The following is an 18,130-nucleotide window of genomic DNA, read 5'->3' on the forward strand; positions in this document are numbered from 1 at the left end:
ACCCGTTGCGGGAGGGCAACCGGCGAGTTTGCCGGGCGGTATCTGCGCAGTACGCAGATCAGCCGGCGTAACAAAGGCCGATTGCCGCCGTAATGACCATCGCGGCGCCGACCGCTTCGAGCCGCAGCCCGAGCCGCGTGGCCAGATGCATGTCGGAGGCCCGCGCCGCGCGCTCCGATCCGCGCGCATAGCCGTGAACGATGACGTCGTGATTGAAATTGTCGTGAGCCTCGTTGCTGCTGGCGAGCCCGACGCAGATCACGAGCACCCCGAACAGCGCGAGGCCGAAGAATCCCAGCAGGGCGATCAGGAACATCGGAAACATGCCGAGCAGGAAGATCGGCAGCAGCGGCACCAACAGCAATGTCTCGGACTGTCGTCGCATGGGGCCCACCGGTCAGGACGGGAGCTGACCGGGCAAATCTAGTCCCGACTGCCGCCCCATTCAAGGCGCCGCAGGGTGGGCAAAGGCGCGTTTGCGCCGTGCCCACGTCTTCGCGTCAATTGGGAAGGACGTGGGCACGCTTCCGCCGTCGCTCTTCGAGCTATGGCGGACAAGTCGCTTTGCCCACCCTACAAGATCGTGGGAAGCGGCTACTCCGCCGCCATGCCGGCGCGGATCTCGGCGCGCAGCTCGTCGATCAGCTTGAGACCCTTCTTGGTCTCGACGTGCCAGAAGGTCCAGCCGTTGCAGGCCTGCGCGCCCTGCGCCACCGCGCCGATGCGGTGGATCGAGCCGACCTTGTCGCCGAACATGATGGCGCCGTCGGCACGCACCAATGCGCCGAGCTTCTTCTTGGCGTCGAACAGCTTCGTGCCGGGCATGATCATGCCGCGCTCGATCAGCTCGGAGAAGGCGACCCGCGGTGCTTCGCGCGCGGTCATGAACGGGGCGAGGCTCTCCTCCGGCAGCGGCTCGACCTTGGCGATGCGGGCTTCCGCGGCCTTCGCATAGGTCTTGTCGCGCTCGAAGCCGATATAGGAGCGGCCGAGGCGTTTTGCGACCGCGCCGGTGGTGCCGGTGCCGTTGAAGGGATCGATCACGAGATCGCCGGGCTTGGATGAGGACAGCAGCACGCGTGCGAGCAGGCCTTCCGGCTTCTGCGTCGGATGCACTTTCTTCCCGTCGGCGCCCTTGAGGCGCTCCTCGCCGGTGCAGAGCGGGATCAGCCAGTCGGAACGTGCCTGCACGTCCTCGTTCGCGGCCTTCAGCACCTCGTAATTGAACGTGTAGCCCTTGGCCTTTTCGTCGCGCGCGGCCCAGATCATGGTCTCGTGCGCGTTGGTGAAGCGGCGGCCCCGGAAATTCGGCATCGGGTTCGACTTGCGCCAGACGATGTCGTTCAGGAGCCAGAAGCCGAGGTCCTGCATGATCGCGCCGACGCGGAAGATGTTGTGATAGGAGCCGATCACCCAGATCGTCGCCGACGGCTTCATCGCGCGGCGCGCGGCAAGCAGCCAGGCGCGGGTGAAATCGTCATAGGCGGAGAACGAATCAAACTTGTCCCAGTCGTCGTCGACGGCGTCGACATGGGATTCGTCGGGGCGCTTGAGATCGCCCTTGAGCTGGAGATTGTAGGGCGGATCGGCGAACACGAGATCGACCGAACCAGCCTGAAGCTTCGACATCTCGGCGACGCAATCACCGAGAATGATGCGATGCGAGGCGGACTCAAAGTTTGTGCGGGGCGCCCTTGCAGACGCCCCGCGACGCGACTCTACCATGACTCAAGAACTCTGACTCAGGCGACGCTGTCGGCGACGCGGGACCAAACAACCGACTGACCGTTACATTGAAGCGGCAAAGTAAAAATCGACTTAACCCGCCGCTTTCGTGAGCAGTCCCCGCACCGCGTCCGGCGCGCTGGTCGTCGCGTGCATTCGTCGTGTTTTACAGTGTATTTCGCAATTCTTCGCGTTGCGGGAGCAGCCTCGGCGCCAAAAAAGCCCCAAATTTCTCTCGGAAAAAATTGCTCGACCCTCGGAAAAAATTGCTGGCATCGCCATGTTGCCGCACTAGGCAATTTTTGCCGGCCACGATATTGATAAAGGCAAGGGAAATTTTACGTGTGTGGCGCGTTGAGCTTTCGCGCTCCTGCGCGCCGACGAAACTGAATCAGGGGTCCCGGGAATCGGGGGCTCCAAAGGGAAGGCCGCCATGCGTTACGATGACTTCCGCCGCAGCGACGACATCGAGGATCGTCGCGACGAGGGTGGCGGCGGTGGAGGCGGTGGGTTCGGCCTGCCGATGGGCGGCGGCGGGCTCGGCATCGGCACCATCATCGTGCTCGGCCTGGTCGGCTATGCCTTCGGCATCGATCCGCGCATCCTGATCGGCGGTGCCGAGATTCTCACCGGCGGCGGCCAGGCGCCGAGCTATCAGACCGATCGCCAGGCCTCGTCAGGCAAGCGCGGGGCGCCGACGGACGAGATGGGAAGCATGATCTCCGGCATTCTCGGCGAGATCGACGATCGCTGGAGCGAAATCTTCCAGGCCTCCGGCCAGTCCTACACCGGTCCGAAGGTCGTGCTGTTCCGCAACGTCACCAATGGTGGCCGCTGCGGCCGGGCAGAGTCGGCGATGGGGCCGTTCTATTGTCCGCCGGATCGCACCATCTTCCTCGACACCTCGTTCTTCCGCGAGGTCGAGACGCGCTTCCGCGGCTGCTCCGGCAAGTCCGCCTGCAATTTCACCACCGCCTACATCATCGCGCATGAAGCCGGCCACCACATCCAGAACCTGCTCGGCATCATTCCGCGCGTGACGCGGCTGCAGCAGCAGGCCGGCTCGAAGGCGGAGGCCAACGCGCTCCAGGTGAAGGTCGAATTGCAGGCCGATTGCCTGTCCGGCGTCTGGGTCAATCGCGAGGCGAAGAAGCGTCCAAACTTCCTCGAGCCCGGCGACATCGACGCCGCGCTGACCACGGCGAGCGCGATCGGCGACGACACGCTGCAGCGCCAGGCCACGGGACGCGTCGTGCCCGATTCCTTCACCCACGGCTCGGCCGCGCAGCGCAAGCAGTGGTTCATGACCGGCTATCAGCAGGGCACGGTCCAGGCCTGCAACACGTTCGGCGGCGGGCAGTAGTAAGCTATTAGTGGCGTCATCCTGAGGTGCTCGCCACTTGGCGAGCCTCGAAGGATGGCGGAGCCTGCGGCCCATCCTTCGAGGCTCGCCCTGCGGTGCCCTTGCACCGCACGGCGCGCACCTCAGGATGACGGCGGTGGGCAGGAAACAGGAGTGAAGTCGTGGCCTCCACAGACGAAGCAAAACAATTCATCCCGCTCGACATCGCGGTGCTCACCGTGTCCGACACCCGTGCGCTCGCGGATGACAAGTCCGGCCAGACGCTCGCCGACCGCCTTGTCGCAGCGGGCCATCGCCTCGCCGCCCGCGAGATCGTCACCGACGATGTCGAGGCGATCCGCGCCGTCGTTCGCCGCTGGATCGCGGATGCCGGCATCGACGTCGTCATCACCACCGGCGGCACCGGCTTCACCGGGCGCGACGTCACGCCGGAGGCGATCGAGCCGCTGTTCGAAAAGCGCATGGACGGTTTCTCGATCGCGTTCCACCTGCTGAGCCACGCCAAGATCGGGACGTCGACGATCCAGAGCCGCGCCACCGCCGGCGTCGCGGGTGCGACCTACATCTTCTGCCTGCCAGGCTCCCCCGGCGCCTGCCGCGACGGCTGGGACGGCATCCTTGCCGCTCAGCTCGACTACCGCACGCGGCCCTGCAATTTCGTCGAGATCATGCCGCGGCTGGACGAGCATCTGCGCCGGCCGAAGGCTCAAGGCGCAACGGTGTGATTGCTTTCTCCCTTCTCCCCTTGTGAGAGAAGGTGGCGCGAAGCGCCGGATGAGGGGTCTCTATCCGCACGGAATACGCTGAGACATACCCCTCACCCAAGTGAGCCTGTGTCTGCCGGCGTCGCTGCCCTCTCCCACAAGGGGCGAGGGCACATTCATGCGCATCGCGCTCGTCGCAAAATCAGAGATCCCGCTCCCAGGTCTCGCCGACCAGATCGGCGCCGAAGCTGTGGTGCTTCTCTTCCTTCACGAGCTTGAAGCCTGCACTTTGATAGATGCCGCGCGCGGCAACCAGGATGCTCTGCGTCCACAGCGTCATCCTGCTGTAGCCCCGCTCGCGAGCGCCCTGGATGCATTGCTCGACCAGCGCACGGCCGACACCGAGCCCGCGCGCCTTCTTCTCCACCTGCAACAGGCGCAGCTTGGCGATCTCGTCCGTGGCCTTGACCAGAAAGATCGAGCCGACCGGCTCGCCGCCCACTTCCGCGATCCAGCAGTGCTCGCGCGCGGCATCGTAGTTCTTGATGAATTGTGCGCAGATCTCGGCGACCAGCGCCTCGTAGCTGATGTCCCAGTTGTAGTCCGCGGCATAGGCGGCGGCCTGCTTGGAGATGACCCAGCCCATGTCGCCGACGCGATGGCTGCGCAGCATGAAAGCCGCAGGCTGGGTTCGACGTTGCTCCAGCACGGCCTCGATGGTCGCCATGGCCTGCGTGAGCCGCGTTGCATCGCTGGCCGAAAGCTGGGCCAGCATTGCGGCGACCTCGTTTTGCGAGCTCAGGTTCAGCTTGGCGTAGGTCTGGCGGCCCTTGGCGGTGAGGCTAAGCTGGTATTGCCGGCGATCGGCGGGCAGGGGCCTTCGCGTGATCAGCCCCTTTTCGTCGAAGCTTTGCACGATGCGGCTGAGATAGCCGGGGTCGAGGCCAAGCTCGTTCCCGATCTCCTTTGCCGCCAGCTCGTCGCGATGCGCGAGTTCATAGAGCACCCGGGCCTCGCTGAGCGAGAACGGGCTCTTCCCAAGATGCTGGTCGAGCACACCGAGCTTGCGGGTATAGAAGCGGTTGAAGGCGCGGACCGCCGCGATGCGATCGTCAGCGACCTGTTCGATCGCAAGGGCTGATGGGGAAGAGCTTGATGGCATGAGGCACCTCGATACTTGCCATTGTCAATTAATTATTTGACTTTGGCAAGCATGTGGTGACTTCAGCCGACCATGACGATCCGGCTGCGCAGCATGGTCCGGGACGAGCGGCCGAGCCGGCGCAGCAGCCGTGCCTCGGAACGGCGGGCCTGCGGCGGGTAGCCGCCGATCCGGTCGTAATGATCACGCGCAATCAAAAGGCCCTGATCGCCGAGCGGGCCGATCACCCTGCGCACCACGGCCCGGAGGACGTCGCGCAATCCGGTATCGACGTAAGGCGAGCGCGCATAGCGGAACACGGCAGCACGGTCCCGTCCGCTGGTCGCGACGGCCTGGATGAACTGGGTGGTTTCCTCGATCCAGCCGGTTTCGAGCACGGCGCCTGCGGGCAGGAACATCAGCCACGGCGAGCGGGCCTGGAGCGCGCCGGCCGCGAGCGCGGCGCCTTGCGAAGATCCCTCGAAGCCGACGAAACGGCAGCCTGCGACGTCGGCAACCCGCTCGATGACGCCGTTGCGGGTGCCGTCGACCAGAAGCACCTCGCGGATGACGCCGGCGGCGGCCCCGGGGACCAGCGCGGCCAGAGTCGCCACCGCGGTCTGCTCGACGCCTTCGGTCGGAATGATGACGCTCAGCATGATTGAGGCTTCAATGTCTGCACTTCGGGAGAAGCGTAGCTTGTTATGATGTTGTCATAAACACGTGGCGTTGCCGAGTGCAACTTTCCGGCCGCGCCTCGGCGTGCGATGGTAAACTGCAGCCAGTCCTCGCAGCCAAATGTGTCACGCGCGGGTTGGCGATGTTGCCGAATGTTTCGGCACAAGCGCGTCCCGGGGGTATTAACCCGGAGTTTTACGGCGACATTGCGCGGCGCGCGGGTAGCCGGCTCCTGCAGGGAGGGTGCGCCCTGCAAGAAAGGTTCGAACGGGAAATGTGTGACTTTGGTGCCGGTGGAGGCTTCCTGTGAACGCCGATCAACTCGCTGTTGGCACGGCGTCAACGTCGCCGAAGCCGGAGGCTGCGCCGACCTTGCGGATCCGCGCGCTGATGCTGGGCGACCGCATCAATGCCGCCGGTCTCGAGATCGGCACGCTGGTCTCGTCGACGCCCGCCGCCTTCCGTGTCCATGCCGGCCTTGCCGTGATCTTCCGTTACGGCGTCGTGGTGCTGATCGGGCTGCTCCCGTCCGAGGAGAAAGTGCTGATCGACAGCCTGAAGCCGCGGGTGATCGGCGAGCTCAGCCCATATGAGGAAGAGATCGCGCAGGCACAGCTCTGCAAGGATGAAAGCACTGAAGCGATCCAGCCGGGCGGGCCGATCTGCCTCGCAAAGTTCTCCGACGACCGTCTGCTGCTGGTTGCGGACGCGCTCGCCAAGAGCACGTCGCTGGCGCGCGACGAGCGCCGCGTCGCCGCGGTCTTCGATGTGATCGAGCCGTTTGCGCGGGAGCTCGCCGAGCACGGCCGCACGCCGCGCCGTCGCAAGGGCATCCTGCAACTGATCGGCAATGCACTGCTGGTGCAGCAGCGCGTCGCCGGGCGCGTCGCGATCGCCGAGAAGCCCGACGTGCTCTGGGAGAAGCCCGAGCTCGACCGGCTCTATTCCCGCCTCGAGGACGAGTACGAGCTGAAAGAACGCCTCGACACGCTCGAGCGCAAGCTCACCGCGGTGTCGGAGACCGCCAATGCGCTGACCGACATCATCGACACCCAGCGCTCGCTCCGCCTGGAGATCGCGGTCGTGGTGCTGATCGTGATCGAGGTCGCGATCGGATGTTTTCAGATCTGGTCGGGGACGCATTGAGTGCTTTTTTTCCGCGCGCTGTTGTGCCTCACATCTCCACGAGTCCGGTGTCGTAGGGTGGGCAAAGGCGCTCTTGCGCCGTGCCCACCACCTGTCGCTGCGGGAGAAAGATCGTGGGCACGGCGCTTTTGCGCCTTTGCCCACCCTACGATATTGTCCCTTTAGGTTGCAGCACCGCTGCACAGTGGCGTGCGATCGTCATCTCCTCATCCGTCGGGATGACGAACACGTCGACGGCGTTTCCGCCCCCGCTGATCCGCTCGCGCGCGTCGTCATTCGCCGTCGCATCGATCCGCACGCCGAGCCAGCCGAGCCGCTCGCCGATCGCGCTGCGGATCTCCTTGGCGTGCTCGCCGATGCCGCCGGTGAAGACCAGGCAATCGAGGCCGCCAAGCGTGGTCGCCATCATCGCGACCTGCTGCGCCGCGCGGAAGGTGAAGAGATCGACCGCCTCCCGTGCGGCAATCTCGCCGCTCGCCAGCAGCGTGCGCATGTCCGCGGAGATGCCCGAGACGCCTACCAGGCCCGACTGGTGATAGAGCAGGTGCTGGACATCCTCGATCGACATCTTTTCGTGCTGTTGCAGATAGAGCAGCACGCCGGGATCGATCGTGCCGCAGCGTGTGCCCATCACCAGGCCGTCGAGCGGCGTCAGTCCCATGGTGGTGTCGACGCTGCGTCCGTGGTGTAACGCGCACAGGCTGGCGCCGTTGCCGAGATGCGCGATGACGCTGCGCTTGGCGACGAGCTCCGGCGCAATCTCGGCGAGGCGGCGCGCGACATATTCGAAGGAGAGGCCGTGAAATCCGTAGCGTCGGACGCCACGTTCCTCATAGCGCCTCGGAATGGCGAAGCGGCTCGCCGGCGGCGCCAGGCCGTGATGGAACGCCGTGTCGAAGCACGCGATCTGCATCAGCGCTGGCCGGATCGCCGCGAGCGCGCGAATTGGCGCGAGGCACCGCGGCTGGTGCAGCGGCGCAAGCGGCGTCAATGCCTCCAGCTTCGCGACGACGTCGTCGGTCAGCGCGACCGGGCCTGAATAGTCCGGCCCGCCATGAACGATGCGATGGCCGGCGGCGCGCAGATGATGTTCGCCGAACCGGTCCTCGATGAAGGCGAGCACATCGGCGAATAGATGGCCGCCATCGGCGTCCGGCGCCTCTGTCCGCGTCTCGAACAGGTCTTCGCCGGCGGGGCTCTTCACCACCAGCCGGGGCTTTGCCTCGTGCTCGTCGAGCAGCCCCTTGCAGAGCAGGTTGGGTTCAACAGCCGAGATCTCGAACAGGCCGAACTTGATGCTCGACGATCCCGAGTTGAGGACGAGGACCGTGTCCGGCATGGCTAATCGCCGGCCTCAGTCGGGGTGTTGCCGCCGGAGCTGTTGGGCCAGACCCATCCCTGGACATCAGGCATGTCCTCGCCGTGCTCGCGCACATACCGCGAATGCTCGATCAGCTTGTCGCGGAATTGCTGCTTGGCCCGCGCGGCCCTAGCCGCCAGCCCGGGCACGCGTTCGATCGCCTCGATCGCGAGGTGGTAGCGGTCGAGCTCGTTGAGCACGACCATGTCGAACGGCGTCGTCGTGGTGCCTTCCTCGGCAAAGCCGCGCACATGCAGGCCGGCATGGTTGGTGCGGTTATAGGTAAGGCGGTGGATCAGATAGGGGTAGCCGTGATAGGCGAAGATGACAGGCTTGTCGCGCGTGAACAGGCTGTCGAAGTCGCGGTCCGAAAGCCCATGAGGATGCTGATCCCTCGGTTGCAGCGTCATGAGGTCGACGACGTTGACGACGCGGATCTTCAGGTCCGGCAGCGCCTTGCGCAACAGGTCGACGGCGGCGAGCGTCTCCAGCGTCGGCACATCGCCGGCGCAGGCCATCACCACGTCGGGCTCGCCCGTTGCATCTTCCGTCCCCGCCCAGGTCCAGATTCCGATGCCGGCATCGCAATGCGTGGCTGCTTCCTGCATCGACAGCCATTGCGGCGCCGGCTGCTTGCCGGCAACGATCACGTTGATGCGGTTATAGGTCCGCAGGCAATGGTCGGCGATCCACAGCAGCGTGTTGGCATCCGGCGGGAAGTAGATGCGAACGATATCGGCCTTCTTGTTGGCGACGAGATCGACGAAGCCGGGATCCTGATGGCTGAAGCCGTTATGGTCCTGCCGCCAGACATGCGAGGTCAGGAGATAATTGAGCGAGGCGATCGGGCGCCGCCATGGCAGATCGCGCGTGACCTTCAGCCATTTGGCGTGCTGGTTGAACATGGAATCCACGATGTGGATGAAGGCCTCATAGCAGGAGAAGAAACCGTGGCGTCCAGTGAGCAGATAGCCCTCGAGCCAGCCCTGGCAGAGATGCTCGCTCAAGACTTCCATGACGCGGCCGTCCTGCGCCAGATGCACGTCGTAAGGCTCGATCGGCTCCATCCAGACCCGCTCGGTCTCCTCGAACACGGCGTCCAGACGGTTTGACGCGGTCTCGTCCGGGCCCATGATGCGGAAATTGCGCTCCTTCGCGTTGAGGCGGATGACGTCGCGCAGGAATTTGCCGAGCTCGCGCGTCGCTTCGGCTGCGACGCCGCCGGGCTGCGGCACCTCGATGGCGAAGCTGCGGAAGTCTGGCAGCTTCAGCTCCTTCTTGAGCAGGCCGCCATTGGCATGCGGATTGGCGCCCATGCGGCGAATGCCTTCGGGCGCGAGCGCCTGAAGTTCTGGAATGAGCGCCCCGCTCTGGTCGAACAGCTTTTCGGGCTCGTAGCTGCGCATCCAGTTTTCGAGCACTTTGAGGTGCGCCGGGTTCTCGCGACAGCCCGCCACCGGCACCTGATGCGCGCGCCAAAAACCCTCGACCTTCTTGCCGTCGACCTCTTTCGGGCCGGTCCAGCCTTTCGGGCTGCGCAGCACGATCATCGGCCAGCGCGGCCGCTCGACTGCCTTGCGGCCGTCGCGGGCGTGCTGCTGGATCGAGCGGATGCTGGCGAGCGCAACGTCGAGCGCATCCGCCATGGCCTGATGCATCAATTTGGGATCGTCGCCCGCGACGAACAGCGGCTCGTGGCCGAACCCGCGGAACAGGTCGCGGATCTCGCTGTCCCGCATCCGCCCGAGCACGGTCGGGTTGGCGATCTTGTAGCCGTTCAGATGCAGGATCGGCAGCACCGCGCCGTCATGCGCGGGGTTCAGGAACTTGTTGGAGTGCCAGGAGGCCGCGAGCGGGCCGGTTTCCGCTTCGCCGTCACCGACCACGCAAGCCACGATCAAGTCGGGATTGTCCAGCGCCGCACCATAGGCATGCACCAGCGCGTAGCCGAGCTCGCCGCCTTCGTGGATCGAGCCCGGCGTTTCCGGCGCCGCGTGGCTCGGAATGCCGCCGGGAAAGGAGAACTGCCTGAACAGCTTGCGCAATCCGTCCGTGTCGCGCGCGATGTCGGGATAGATCTCGCTATAGCTGCCTTCCAGATAGGTGTTGGCGACCATGCCCGGCCCGCCATGGCCGGGACCGCAGACATAGAGCACGCTGACATCCAGCGCGCGGATGACGCGGTTGAGATGGGCGTAGATGAAGTTCAGGCCGGGCGTCGTGCCCCAATGGCCGAGCAGACGCGGCTTGATGTGCTCGGCCTGCAAGGCCTCGCGCAGCAGCGGATTGTCGAGCAGGTAGATTTGCCCGACGGAGAGGTAGTTCGCGGCGCGCCAGTAGCGATCGAGGAGGTCGAGGTTGCTGCTTGCCGCGGCCGATTGTTGTTGATTTGTCATGTTCCTGCTGACCTTCACCCGGCGATCGTCACCAACATTGTTCCGCGACGATTGATCCCTGGCCGGCATCAAACGAAATCGTTGCGACGGGTGTGTTGCGTGAGGTCAAAGGACCGCGCCCGAAATTTGGGCGGCTACTGTGCATGGGGTTGTTTTCCCATTTTTTGTTTGTGTTCTTGATTTGTTCCTTTTGCGTGCTATCTTGGCTTCATGAGTCCAGCAGCATCCTCTCATGCTCTCAAACACCCGCCGGTCAAGGCGCCCTCCGAGCCGGCGGGTGTGGACTCTGACTTTCCAGAGCTTGGCGTCGCCATCGACCGCGCACGCAGGCGAGGGCGGGGGGCACAGTCGAATGCCAGCGGCCGCTATGAGGCCGAGGCGCGCGTCGCCTTCGACGACGGCTGGCAGAGCCTGGAAGAGCTGCCGCCGTTCAAGACCATTGTCGGGGTCGACACCTCGCGCAAGGTGATCACCCGCAACGATTCCCCCGATATCGGCTTCGACCGCTCGATCAATCCCTATCGCGGCTGCGAGCATGGCTGCGTCTACTGCTTCGCGCGGCCGACCCATGCCTATCTCGGCCTGTCGCCCGGGCTCGACTTCGAGTCAAAGCTGTTCGTCAAGCCCGAGGCGCCGGCGCTGCTGGAGAAAGAGCTCGCCGCGACTGGCTATGAGCCCCGGATGATCGCGATCGGCACCAACACCGATCCCTATCAGCCGATCGAGCGCGAGCGCAAAATCATGCGCGGCATCCTCGAGGTTCTCGAGGGTGCCGGCCATCCCGTCGGCATCGTCACCAAGTCGGCGCTGGTGGTGCGCGACATCGATATTCTCGCGCGGATGGCCAAGCGCAACCTCGCCAAGGTCGCGATCTCCGTCACCTCGCTCGATCCGAAGCTCGCGCGCACCATGGAGCCGCGCGCCTCGACGCCGCCGAAGCGGCTGGAGGCGCTGAAGCAGCTCTCGGACGCCGGCATTCCCACCACGGTGATGGTTGCGCCCGTGATCCCCGCGCTGAACGATTCCGAGATCGAGCGCATCCTCGATGCTGCCGCCCATGTCGGCGTCAAGGAAGCCTCCTATGTGCTGCTGCGGCTGCCGCTGGAGGTGCGCGATCTCTTCCGCGAATGGCTAATGGCGAACTATCCCGACCGCTATCGCCACGTCTTCACGCTGATCCGCGACATGCGCGGCGGCCGCGACTACGATGCGAAATGGGGCGAACGGATGAAGGGCACCGGACCAATGGCCTGGACCATCGGCCGCCGCTTCGAGATCGCCTGCGACAGGCTCGGCCTCAACAAACGGCGCTCCAAGCTGACGACCGATCACTTTGCGCGGCCGAAGCGGAACGGCGATCAGCTCAGCCTGTTCTGATCGGGGAAGTGGAAGAGGCGTCGCATGGTCAAGGAACTTCACCCGCCGGTGCCGCGGCTCACTGTCATCACGCTTGGCGTCAGCGATATCCGTGCCAGCATCGCTTTTTACGACGCGCTCGGTTTTGCGCGCCGGCTAAGGGCGACCGGCGAGGCCGTCGCTTTCTACGATACCGGTGGCCCGGTGCTCGCACTTTATCCCTGGGATCAGCTCTCGGCCGACGCGACGTTGCCGGACCGGCCGAGGCCATCGACCTTCCGCGGCATCACCATCGCCTGGAACTGTCGGACCCGAGAGGAGGTCGATGCGGTGCTGGCCTTTGCCCTCGGCAAGGGGGCAAAGCTGGTGAAGGCCGCGCACGAGACCGATTATGGCGGCTATTCCGGTTATTTTGCCGATCCCGACGGCCATCCCTGGGAGGTCGTGGTCGCACCCGGCATCGAGGTCGGCGAGGACCGGCGGGTGCATCTGGCGGAATAGGGCGGCCTGAATAACGGGAATTGCGCGGGGTTCCCGGTTGCGCCGGCCGGGCCGCTTGCGCACGATCCCCGCCATGATTCGGGACAAGTCCGCCAAGACACCGGCCAAAGACGCGCCAAGGAAGGACGCTGCGAAGAAGACAGCGCCCGCCAAGGCCGGCAGAGCGCCTGCGACCAAAACAACGACCGTTCCCGCAGGCAAGAAAGGCATCATCGCGGTCGCACCGCCGAGCTTCCGGCGCGAGCGCGCGCTGATCAAGCGCGGCGTCTGGCCGGTCGCCGGCTGCGACGAAGCCGGCCGCGGGCCGCTCGCCGGCCCCGTGGTAGCCGCGGCCGTGATTCTCGACCCCGACCGGATTCCGCGGGGCATTGACGATTCCAAGCGCCTGACCGCCGAGGAACGCGAAAAACTGTTCGACAAGATCTGCGCCACCGCCCAGGTCTCGGTCGCCGTCGCCTCGCCCTCGCGAATCGACCGCGACAACATATTGCGCGCCTCATTGTGGGCGCTGAAGCGCGCCGTGGTGGCACTGCCGGAGGCGCCGAGGCACGTCTTCGTCGACGGCCGCGACCGGCTCGACACTCCTTGCGATTGCGAAGCCGTGATCGGCGGCGATGGCATCGTGCTGTCGATCGCGGCGGCCTCCATCATCGCCAAGGTGACGCGCGACCGCCTGATGTGCGCGCTGGCGCAGGACTGCCCAGGCTACGGCTTCGAGCAGCACAAGGGCTACGCCGTCCCCGAGCACCTCGACGCGCTCGACCGTCTCGGCCCCTCGGTCCATCACCGCCGCTTCTTCGCCCCGGTTGCGGCGGCGCGTGCCAAGCACATGCCGTGGACCGTCGAGCCGGTGCAGGATCTGTTTACGGTGACCGAGGTCGAGGTGCCGGTGGAGGCCAGCGTCGAGATCGACGCGTCGGCGGGTCTCTAACGGCTCTCTCCGCTGCCCTCTTCGCTTCTCCCGCGTGCGGGGAAAGGCCGCATCCCATCCGAGATGGGATGCGGGTGAGGGGGAGCCTCCGCGAGTCCATCTGTCACCGTGATTGCCGACGCAGCCCCTCGCCCCGACCCTCCCAGCGCGAGCGAAGCTTGTCGCGCCCCGTAAGAACGGGGAGAGGGAGCACACCGTCGTTGCCACGACGCGTGACGCCCCTTATCAAAGTATTTGTGAGCGAATAGGGCCGGCTGGACGGGTTGGCTGCATCTTTCGGACGTTGCATGCGGTTTACCTCCCTGGTCATCGAGCTCATTCGCGCCCGGCCGCGGCTGATCGTCTGGATCGCCGTGCTGCTGCAGGCCGCGATGTGGCTGTTCGTGGCGCTGGTGTTCTACCGCAGCCCGCCCGGCACCCTGGCGACGCTCCTGGCTTTCGGACGCGAATACCAGGTCGGCACCGATCTCGGTCCGCCCTTGCCGGTCTGGCTCGCCGACATCGCCTATCGTGCCGCCGGCGGCCACATGTTCGGCGTCTATGTGCTGGCCGAGCTCTGCGAGATCGCGACCTTCATCGCGCTCTATCATCTGTCCCGCGCCGTGGTCGGCTCGCAGCAGGCGGTGCTCGCGGTGCTCTTGACCATGACGGTGCTCGCCTTCTCCTCGTCGGCGCTCGACTTCGGCCCGCTAGTCCTGGCCCGGCCGCTGTGGGCGCTGCTGCTGCTGCACTCCTGGCAGATCATCGGCCAGCGCCGCGGCAATGCCTGGTTCGCCTGGTCGATCGAGGCCGGTCTCCTGCTGCTGACGACGCCCGCGGCGATCTTCCTGCTGCTGCTGCTCGTGGTCTTCGCGGTCTCGACCACCGGCGGCCGCCGGACGCTGCGCGCGCTCGATCCGCTGTTCGCGCTTGTTGTCGTCGCGGTGCTGGCGCTGCCCTATGCGGTCTGGCTGATGCGTGCCGAGACGCTGGTGATGCCGGCCTTGCCGCAAGTTGCGGAGCTGAATGCCCGCGCCCTGCATGCGGCCTGGCTGTTCGGCGGCCTTGTGCTCGGGGCCGCTGCGATCCCGGCGCTGACCTTCCTCAACGCCGGCCTGTTCGCCGGCAAGGGCGAGGAGCCGCCGATCATCTTTAGGCCGCCGGTCGAGCCGTTGGGGCGCAACTTCGTCTATTTCTTCGCGCTGGCGCCGGCGCTGGGCGCGGTGCTGATCTCCGGCCTGCTCGGACTCGAGTCCGTCGTCGGCGGCGCCGGTGTCGTGCTGGTTGTGTCCGGGCTTGCCGTGGTGGTCGCAGCCGGCGATCTCATCGCGATGCGCCGTGCGCGGATGCTGCGGACGGTCTGGGCCGCCGCCGTCGTGGCGCCGGCCGTCGGCGTCGTGCTCGCCGTCCTGCTGCTGCCCTGGACCGGCACGAACGAGATCGCGACCTCGATGCCGGCGCGCGCGATCTCGGACTTCTTCGACGAGAGCTTTGCCCGCCGCACCAACCATCGCCTGCGTGCGGTGGCCGGCGAGACGCAGCTTGCGAGCCTGATCACGCTGCATTCCGGCCGGCCGCATCTCTTCATCGATGCCGACCCTGCGCGCACACCGTGGATCAACCAGGCCAAGTTCAGCGAGACCGGCGGCGTCGTGGTCTGGCGCGCCTCGGATACCGCCGGCACGCCGCCGCCGGACATCCTCAAGCGCTTTCCCGGCATCGTCCCGGAGGTGCCGCGCGCCTTCGAATGGCTGGTGACCGGTCGTCAGCAGCTCCTGCGCGTCGGCTGGGCCATCGTGCGGCCGAAGGGGACGTGAGCCGCACGCGTTGTTACGGACGCTGAAATCGTTGGGTGGTCAAAGGCGCAACGCGCCGTGCCCACGATAGGTGGTGGGCACGCTTCGCTTTGCCCACCCTACGAGAGCTGCGTGCCGCACCGCGTCCGGGACACGCGAGCTCGCTAGCCCGCCAGCACCTTGGCGATCGCGCGCAGATCCTGCCAGGCTAGGCGCTTGTAGGACGGCGAGCGGAGCAGATAGGCCGGATGGAACGTCGGCAGCGCGCGGATGGTGCGCCCGCCGGCGTCGTAGTCGAACCAGCGCCCGCGGGTGCGCATGATGCCTTCGCGCGTTCCAAGCAGCGTCTGCGTCGAGGGATTGCCGAGCGTTACCAGCACGTCGGGATTCACCAGCTCAATCTGGCGCTGGATGAAGGGTAGGCAGATCTGCGTCTCCTGCGGCGTCGGCGTGCGGTTGCCGGGCGGCCGCCACGGAATCACGTTGGCGATGTAGGCCGTGCTGCGGTTGAGCCCGATCGCGCCGATCATGAGATCGAGCAGCTTGCCGCTGCGCCCGACGAAGGGTAGCCCCTCGATGTCCTCGTCGCGGCCCGGCGCCTCGCCGACGAACATGATACGCGCCTGCGGATTGCCGTCGGCAAATACCAGCCGCGTCGCAGTGTGTTTCAGCGCGCAGCCCTCGAAGCTCTGCATCAGCTCGCGCAGCGCTTCCAGCGTCGGCGCAGTGCGCGCGGCCTCGCGTGCGGAGGCAATTGCGATGTCCGGTGCCGGTGCGGCTTCGCCGCGCATGGCCGCGGGGGCGGCGACAGGACGAGGTGCCTCGACCGGAGGCGCCACGCGCGGGGCCGGCGGCGGCGCATCCAATTCCGCCAGGCGGTCGATCGGTTCCTCCGCGAGCGCGCAATCGACACCGGCCTCCAGATAGAAGGCGAGAAGCTCGCGGACGGTGGGTGCGGGTTCGGGTATCATGGGAAAGTCTGACTATTAGTTCAGTTTAGGGCGCCTTGCACCCCCCTTGCACCCCGGCGAAACGCATTTCCGAGGTTGTCCTACCCGGAAAAATCGGAAACAAGAGGGCGCAAATGACCAAGGACCGTCTCAAGGGCTGAGATCAGATGAGCACCGAAGAACTTCCCCCGCGTGAATCCATGGAATTCGACGTCGTCATCGTCGGCGCCGGCCCCTCGGGCCTGTCGGCCGCGATCCGGCTGAAGCAGCTCAATGCCGATCTCAACGTCGTCGTGGTGGAGAAGGGCTCCGAGGTCGGCGCGCACATTCTCTCCGGCGCCGTGATCGACCCCGCAGGGCTCGACAAGCTGATCCCGGACTGGCGCGAGGATTCCGACTGCCCGCTGAAGACCCAGGTGAAGGACGACCGCTTCTACTGGATGACGGGCGGCGGCGCGATCAAGCTGCCAAACTTCATGATGCCGCCGCTGATGGACAATCATCACTGCTACATCGGCTCGCTCGGCAATGTCTGCCGCTGGCTGGCGCGCAAGGCTGAAGCGCTTGGCGTCGAGATCTATCCGGGCTTTGCTGCGGCCGAGGTGCTCTACGACGACGCCGGCAACGTCAAGGGCATTGCCACTGGCGACATGGGCATCGGCCGGGACGGCAAGCCGAAGGACTCCTTCACCCGTGGCATGGAGTTGCTCGGCAAGTACACGCTGTTCGCCGAAGGCGCCCGCGGCAGCCTGACCAAGCAGCTCATCGCCAAGTTCGCGCTGGATGCCAAGAGCGAGCCGGCGAAGTTCGGCATCGGCCTCAAGGAAGTCTGGCAGATCGATCCCGCCAAGCACCAGAAGGGCATGATCCAGCATTCCTTCGGCTGGCCGCTCGATCTGAAGACCGGCGGCGGCTCGTTCCTCTATCATTACGACGACAACCTCGTCGCCGTCGGCTTCGTCGTGCATCTCAACTACGACGATCCGTACCTGTCGCCGTTCGACGAATTCCAGCGCTTCAAGACCCATCCTTCGATCCGCGGCACCTTTGAAGGCGGCAAGCGTCTCGCCTATGGCGCGCGCGCCATTACCGAGGGCGGTTACCAGTCGGTGCCGAAACTCAGCTTCCCCGGCGGCGCGCTGATCGGCTGCGCGGCCGGCTTCGTCAACGTGCCGCGCATCAAGGGCGTGCACAATGCGATGGGCACCGGCATGCTCGCGGCTGAACATGTCGCGGCGGCGCTGGCCGCCGATCGCGCCAATGACGAGCTCGTCGAATACGAGAATGCATGGCGCTCGTCGTCGGTCGGCAAGGATCTGTTCCTGGTCCGCAACGTCAAGCCGCTGTGGTCGAAGTTCGGCACCGTGCTGGGCGTCGCGCTGGGCGGCTTCGACATGTGGTGCAACACGCTGTTCGGCGCTTCGCTGTTCGGCACCCAGGCGCACGCCAAGCCCGATCGCGCCACGCTCGATCCGGCCAAGAGCCACGCGCCCAAGAACTACCCGAAGCCGGACGGCAAGATCTCCTTCGACAAGCTGTCCTCGGTGTTCCTGTCCAACACCAACCATGAGGAGGACCAGCCGGTCCATCTCAAGGTCACCGACATGAACCTGCAGAAGACCTCCGAGCACGACGTGTTCGCCGGTCCCTCGAATCGTTATTGCCCGGCCGGCGTCTATGAATGGGTCGAGGAAGGCACGAGCCCGCGCTTCCAGATCAACGCCCAGAACTGCGTTCACTGCAAAACCTGCGACGTGAAGGATCCCAACGGTAACATCACCTGGGTTCCCCCCGAGGGCGGCGGCGGTCCGAACTATGAGGCGATGTAAGAGCCGGCCGAGCACAAGGACCTGATCACGAGGGTGATCCGGCGCACGTTCGCGTGAGGACACCGCTGCGGCCACCGGTCGCGGCCACGATAAGGCCATACTGGCAGCGTCTTGGGACCGCTCTTGGCCGATTTAAGGCGTGCGGAGGGGATCGCCCGGCCCGAATCCTTGCGGCGAAGCGCCAAAAGCGGCATTGTCCGCCGGACGGTTCCGGGTCCCGATGCCACCGGCCGCGTTCGCATGCGATACGGCCCTCTGCTGCAAACCCAGGCACT

The 18,130-nt window shown here is 65.7% G+C and carries 15 protein-coding genes; 8 read left to right on the forward strand and 7 right to left on the reverse strand.

The annotated features are described in order from the left end of the window. Positions 1 to 58 precede the first annotated feature (58 nt). Positions 59 to 385 (reverse strand): hypothetical protein, encoded by a 327-nt coding sequence (locus GGD67_RS19650; RefSeq protein WP_018323332.1) that lies wholly within the window; start codon positions 383 to 385, stop codon positions 59 to 61. A gap of 209 nt (positions 386 to 594) precedes the next feature. Beyond that, positions 595 to 1,725 (reverse strand): site-specific DNA-methyltransferase, encoded by a 1,131-nt coding sequence (locus GGD67_RS19655; RefSeq protein ID WP_091956066.1) that lies wholly within the window; start codon positions 1,723 to 1,725, stop codon positions 595 to 597. Positions 1,726 to 2,158: 433 nt separating this feature from the next. Here GGD67_RS19655 and GGD67_RS19660 point away from each other — a divergent pair, with 433 nt between their 5' ends. Both GGD67_RS19660 and moaB read left to right on the forward strand, forming a co-directional pair. Further along, positions 2,159 to 3,088 carry a neutral zinc metallopeptidase gene (locus GGD67_RS19660; RefSeq protein WP_018323334.1) on the forward strand — a complete coding sequence of 310 codons (930 nt, stop codon included), beginning with the start codon at positions 2,159 to 2,161 and terminating at the stop codon, positions 3,086 to 3,088. Between the two features lie 161 nt (positions 3,089 to 3,249). Beyond that, entirely contained in the window at positions 3,250 to 3,813 is a 564-nt protein-coding gene (gene moaB, locus GGD67_RS19665; RefSeq protein ID WP_179735176.1) for a molybdenum cofactor biosynthesis protein B, read from the forward strand. Between the two features lie 181 nt (positions 3,814 to 3,994). Here moaB and GGD67_RS19670 read toward each other — a convergent pair whose 3' ends face one another. Both GGD67_RS19670 and GGD67_RS19675 read right to left on the reverse strand, forming a co-directional pair. After that, positions 3,995 to 4,954 (reverse strand): helix-turn-helix domain-containing GNAT family N-acetyltransferase, encoded by a 960-nt coding sequence (locus GGD67_RS19670; RefSeq protein WP_092262377.1) that lies wholly within the window; start codon positions 4,952 to 4,954, stop codon positions 3,995 to 3,997. Positions 4,955 to 5,016: 62 nt separating this feature from the next. Further along, on the reverse strand, positions 5,017 to 5,592 hold the full coding sequence (locus GGD67_RS19675; protein ID WP_018323337.1) for a glycosyl transferase: 576 nt from the start codon (positions 5,590 to 5,592) through the stop codon (positions 5,017 to 5,019). Positions 5,593 to 5,917: 325 nt separating this feature from the next. Between GGD67_RS19675 and GGD67_RS19680 the strand changes: the two genes are divergently transcribed. After that, entirely contained in the window at positions 5,918 to 6,757 is an 840-nt protein-coding gene (locus GGD67_RS19680; RefSeq protein ID WP_018323338.1) for an RMD1 family protein, read from the forward strand. A gap of 145 nt (positions 6,758 to 6,902) precedes the next feature. Here GGD67_RS19680 and GGD67_RS19685 read toward each other — a convergent pair whose 3' ends face one another. Together GGD67_RS19685 and GGD67_RS19690 are read right to left on the reverse strand one after the other, a co-directional pair. Further along, positions 6,903 to 8,096: an acetate/propionate family kinase gene (locus GGD67_RS19685; RefSeq protein WP_179735178.1), complete on the reverse strand. Its 1,194-nt coding sequence runs from the start codon at positions 8,094 to 8,096 to the stop codon at positions 6,903 to 6,905. Positions 8,097 to 8,098: 2 nt separating this feature from the next. After that, positions 8,099 to 10,513: a phosphoketolase gene (locus tag GGD67_RS19690; protein WP_179735180.1), complete on the reverse strand. Its 2,415-nt coding sequence runs from the start codon at positions 10,511 to 10,513 to the stop codon at positions 8,099 to 8,101. Between the two features lie 210 nt (positions 10,514 to 10,723). Here GGD67_RS19690 and GGD67_RS19695 point away from each other — a divergent pair, with 210 nt between their 5' ends. The 4 genes from GGD67_RS19695 to GGD67_RS19710 all read left to right on the forward strand — a co-directional run bounded on the left by GGD67_RS19695 (position 10,724) and on the right by GGD67_RS19710 (position 15,097). After that, positions 10,724 to 11,890: a PA0069 family radical SAM protein gene (locus GGD67_RS19695; protein ID WP_179735182.1), complete on the forward strand. Its 1,167-nt coding sequence runs from the start codon at positions 10,724 to 10,726 to the stop codon at positions 11,888 to 11,890. A gap of 24 nt (positions 11,891 to 11,914) precedes the next feature. Further along, positions 11,915 to 12,370, forward strand: coding sequence for a VOC family protein (locus GGD67_RS19700; RefSeq protein WP_179735184.1), 456 nt, complete (start codon positions 11,915 to 11,917; stop codon positions 12,368 to 12,370). 73 nt (positions 12,371 to 12,443) lie between these two features. Further along, complete coding sequence (locus GGD67_RS19705; protein WP_179735186.1) at positions 12,444 to 13,301, forward strand: ribonuclease HII; 858 nt, start codon at positions 12,444 to 12,446, stop codon at positions 13,299 to 13,301. A 287-nt stretch (positions 13,302 to 13,588) separates the two neighbouring features. Next, positions 13,589 to 15,097, forward strand: coding sequence for a glycosyltransferase family 39 protein (locus GGD67_RS19710; protein WP_179735188.1), 1,509 nt, complete (start codon positions 13,589 to 13,591; stop codon positions 15,095 to 15,097). 143 nt (positions 15,098 to 15,240) lie between these two features. Here the strand turns inward: GGD67_RS19710 and GGD67_RS19715 are convergent, their stop codons facing one another. Continuing rightward, positions 15,241 to 16,047 (reverse strand): uracil-DNA glycosylase family protein, encoded by an 807-nt coding sequence (locus tag GGD67_RS19715; protein ID WP_179735190.1) that lies wholly within the window; start codon positions 16,045 to 16,047, stop codon positions 15,241 to 15,243. A gap of 146 nt (positions 16,048 to 16,193) precedes the next feature. On the opposite strand from GGD67_RS19715, the gene GGD67_RS19720 reads away from it, so the two are divergent. Next, positions 16,194 to 17,855, forward strand: a complete 1,662-nt coding sequence (locus GGD67_RS19720; RefSeq protein WP_179735192.1) for an electron transfer flavoprotein-ubiquinone oxidoreductase — start codon at positions 16,194 to 16,196, stop codon at positions 17,853 to 17,855. Positions 17,856 to 18,130: the final 275 nt, after the last annotated feature.

This window comes from Bradyrhizobium sp. IAR9 (assembly GCF_013408065.1).
In the GTDB taxonomy this organism is placed as follows: Bacteria; Pseudomonadota; Alphaproteobacteria; order Rhizobiales; family Xanthobacteraceae; genus Bradyrhizobium.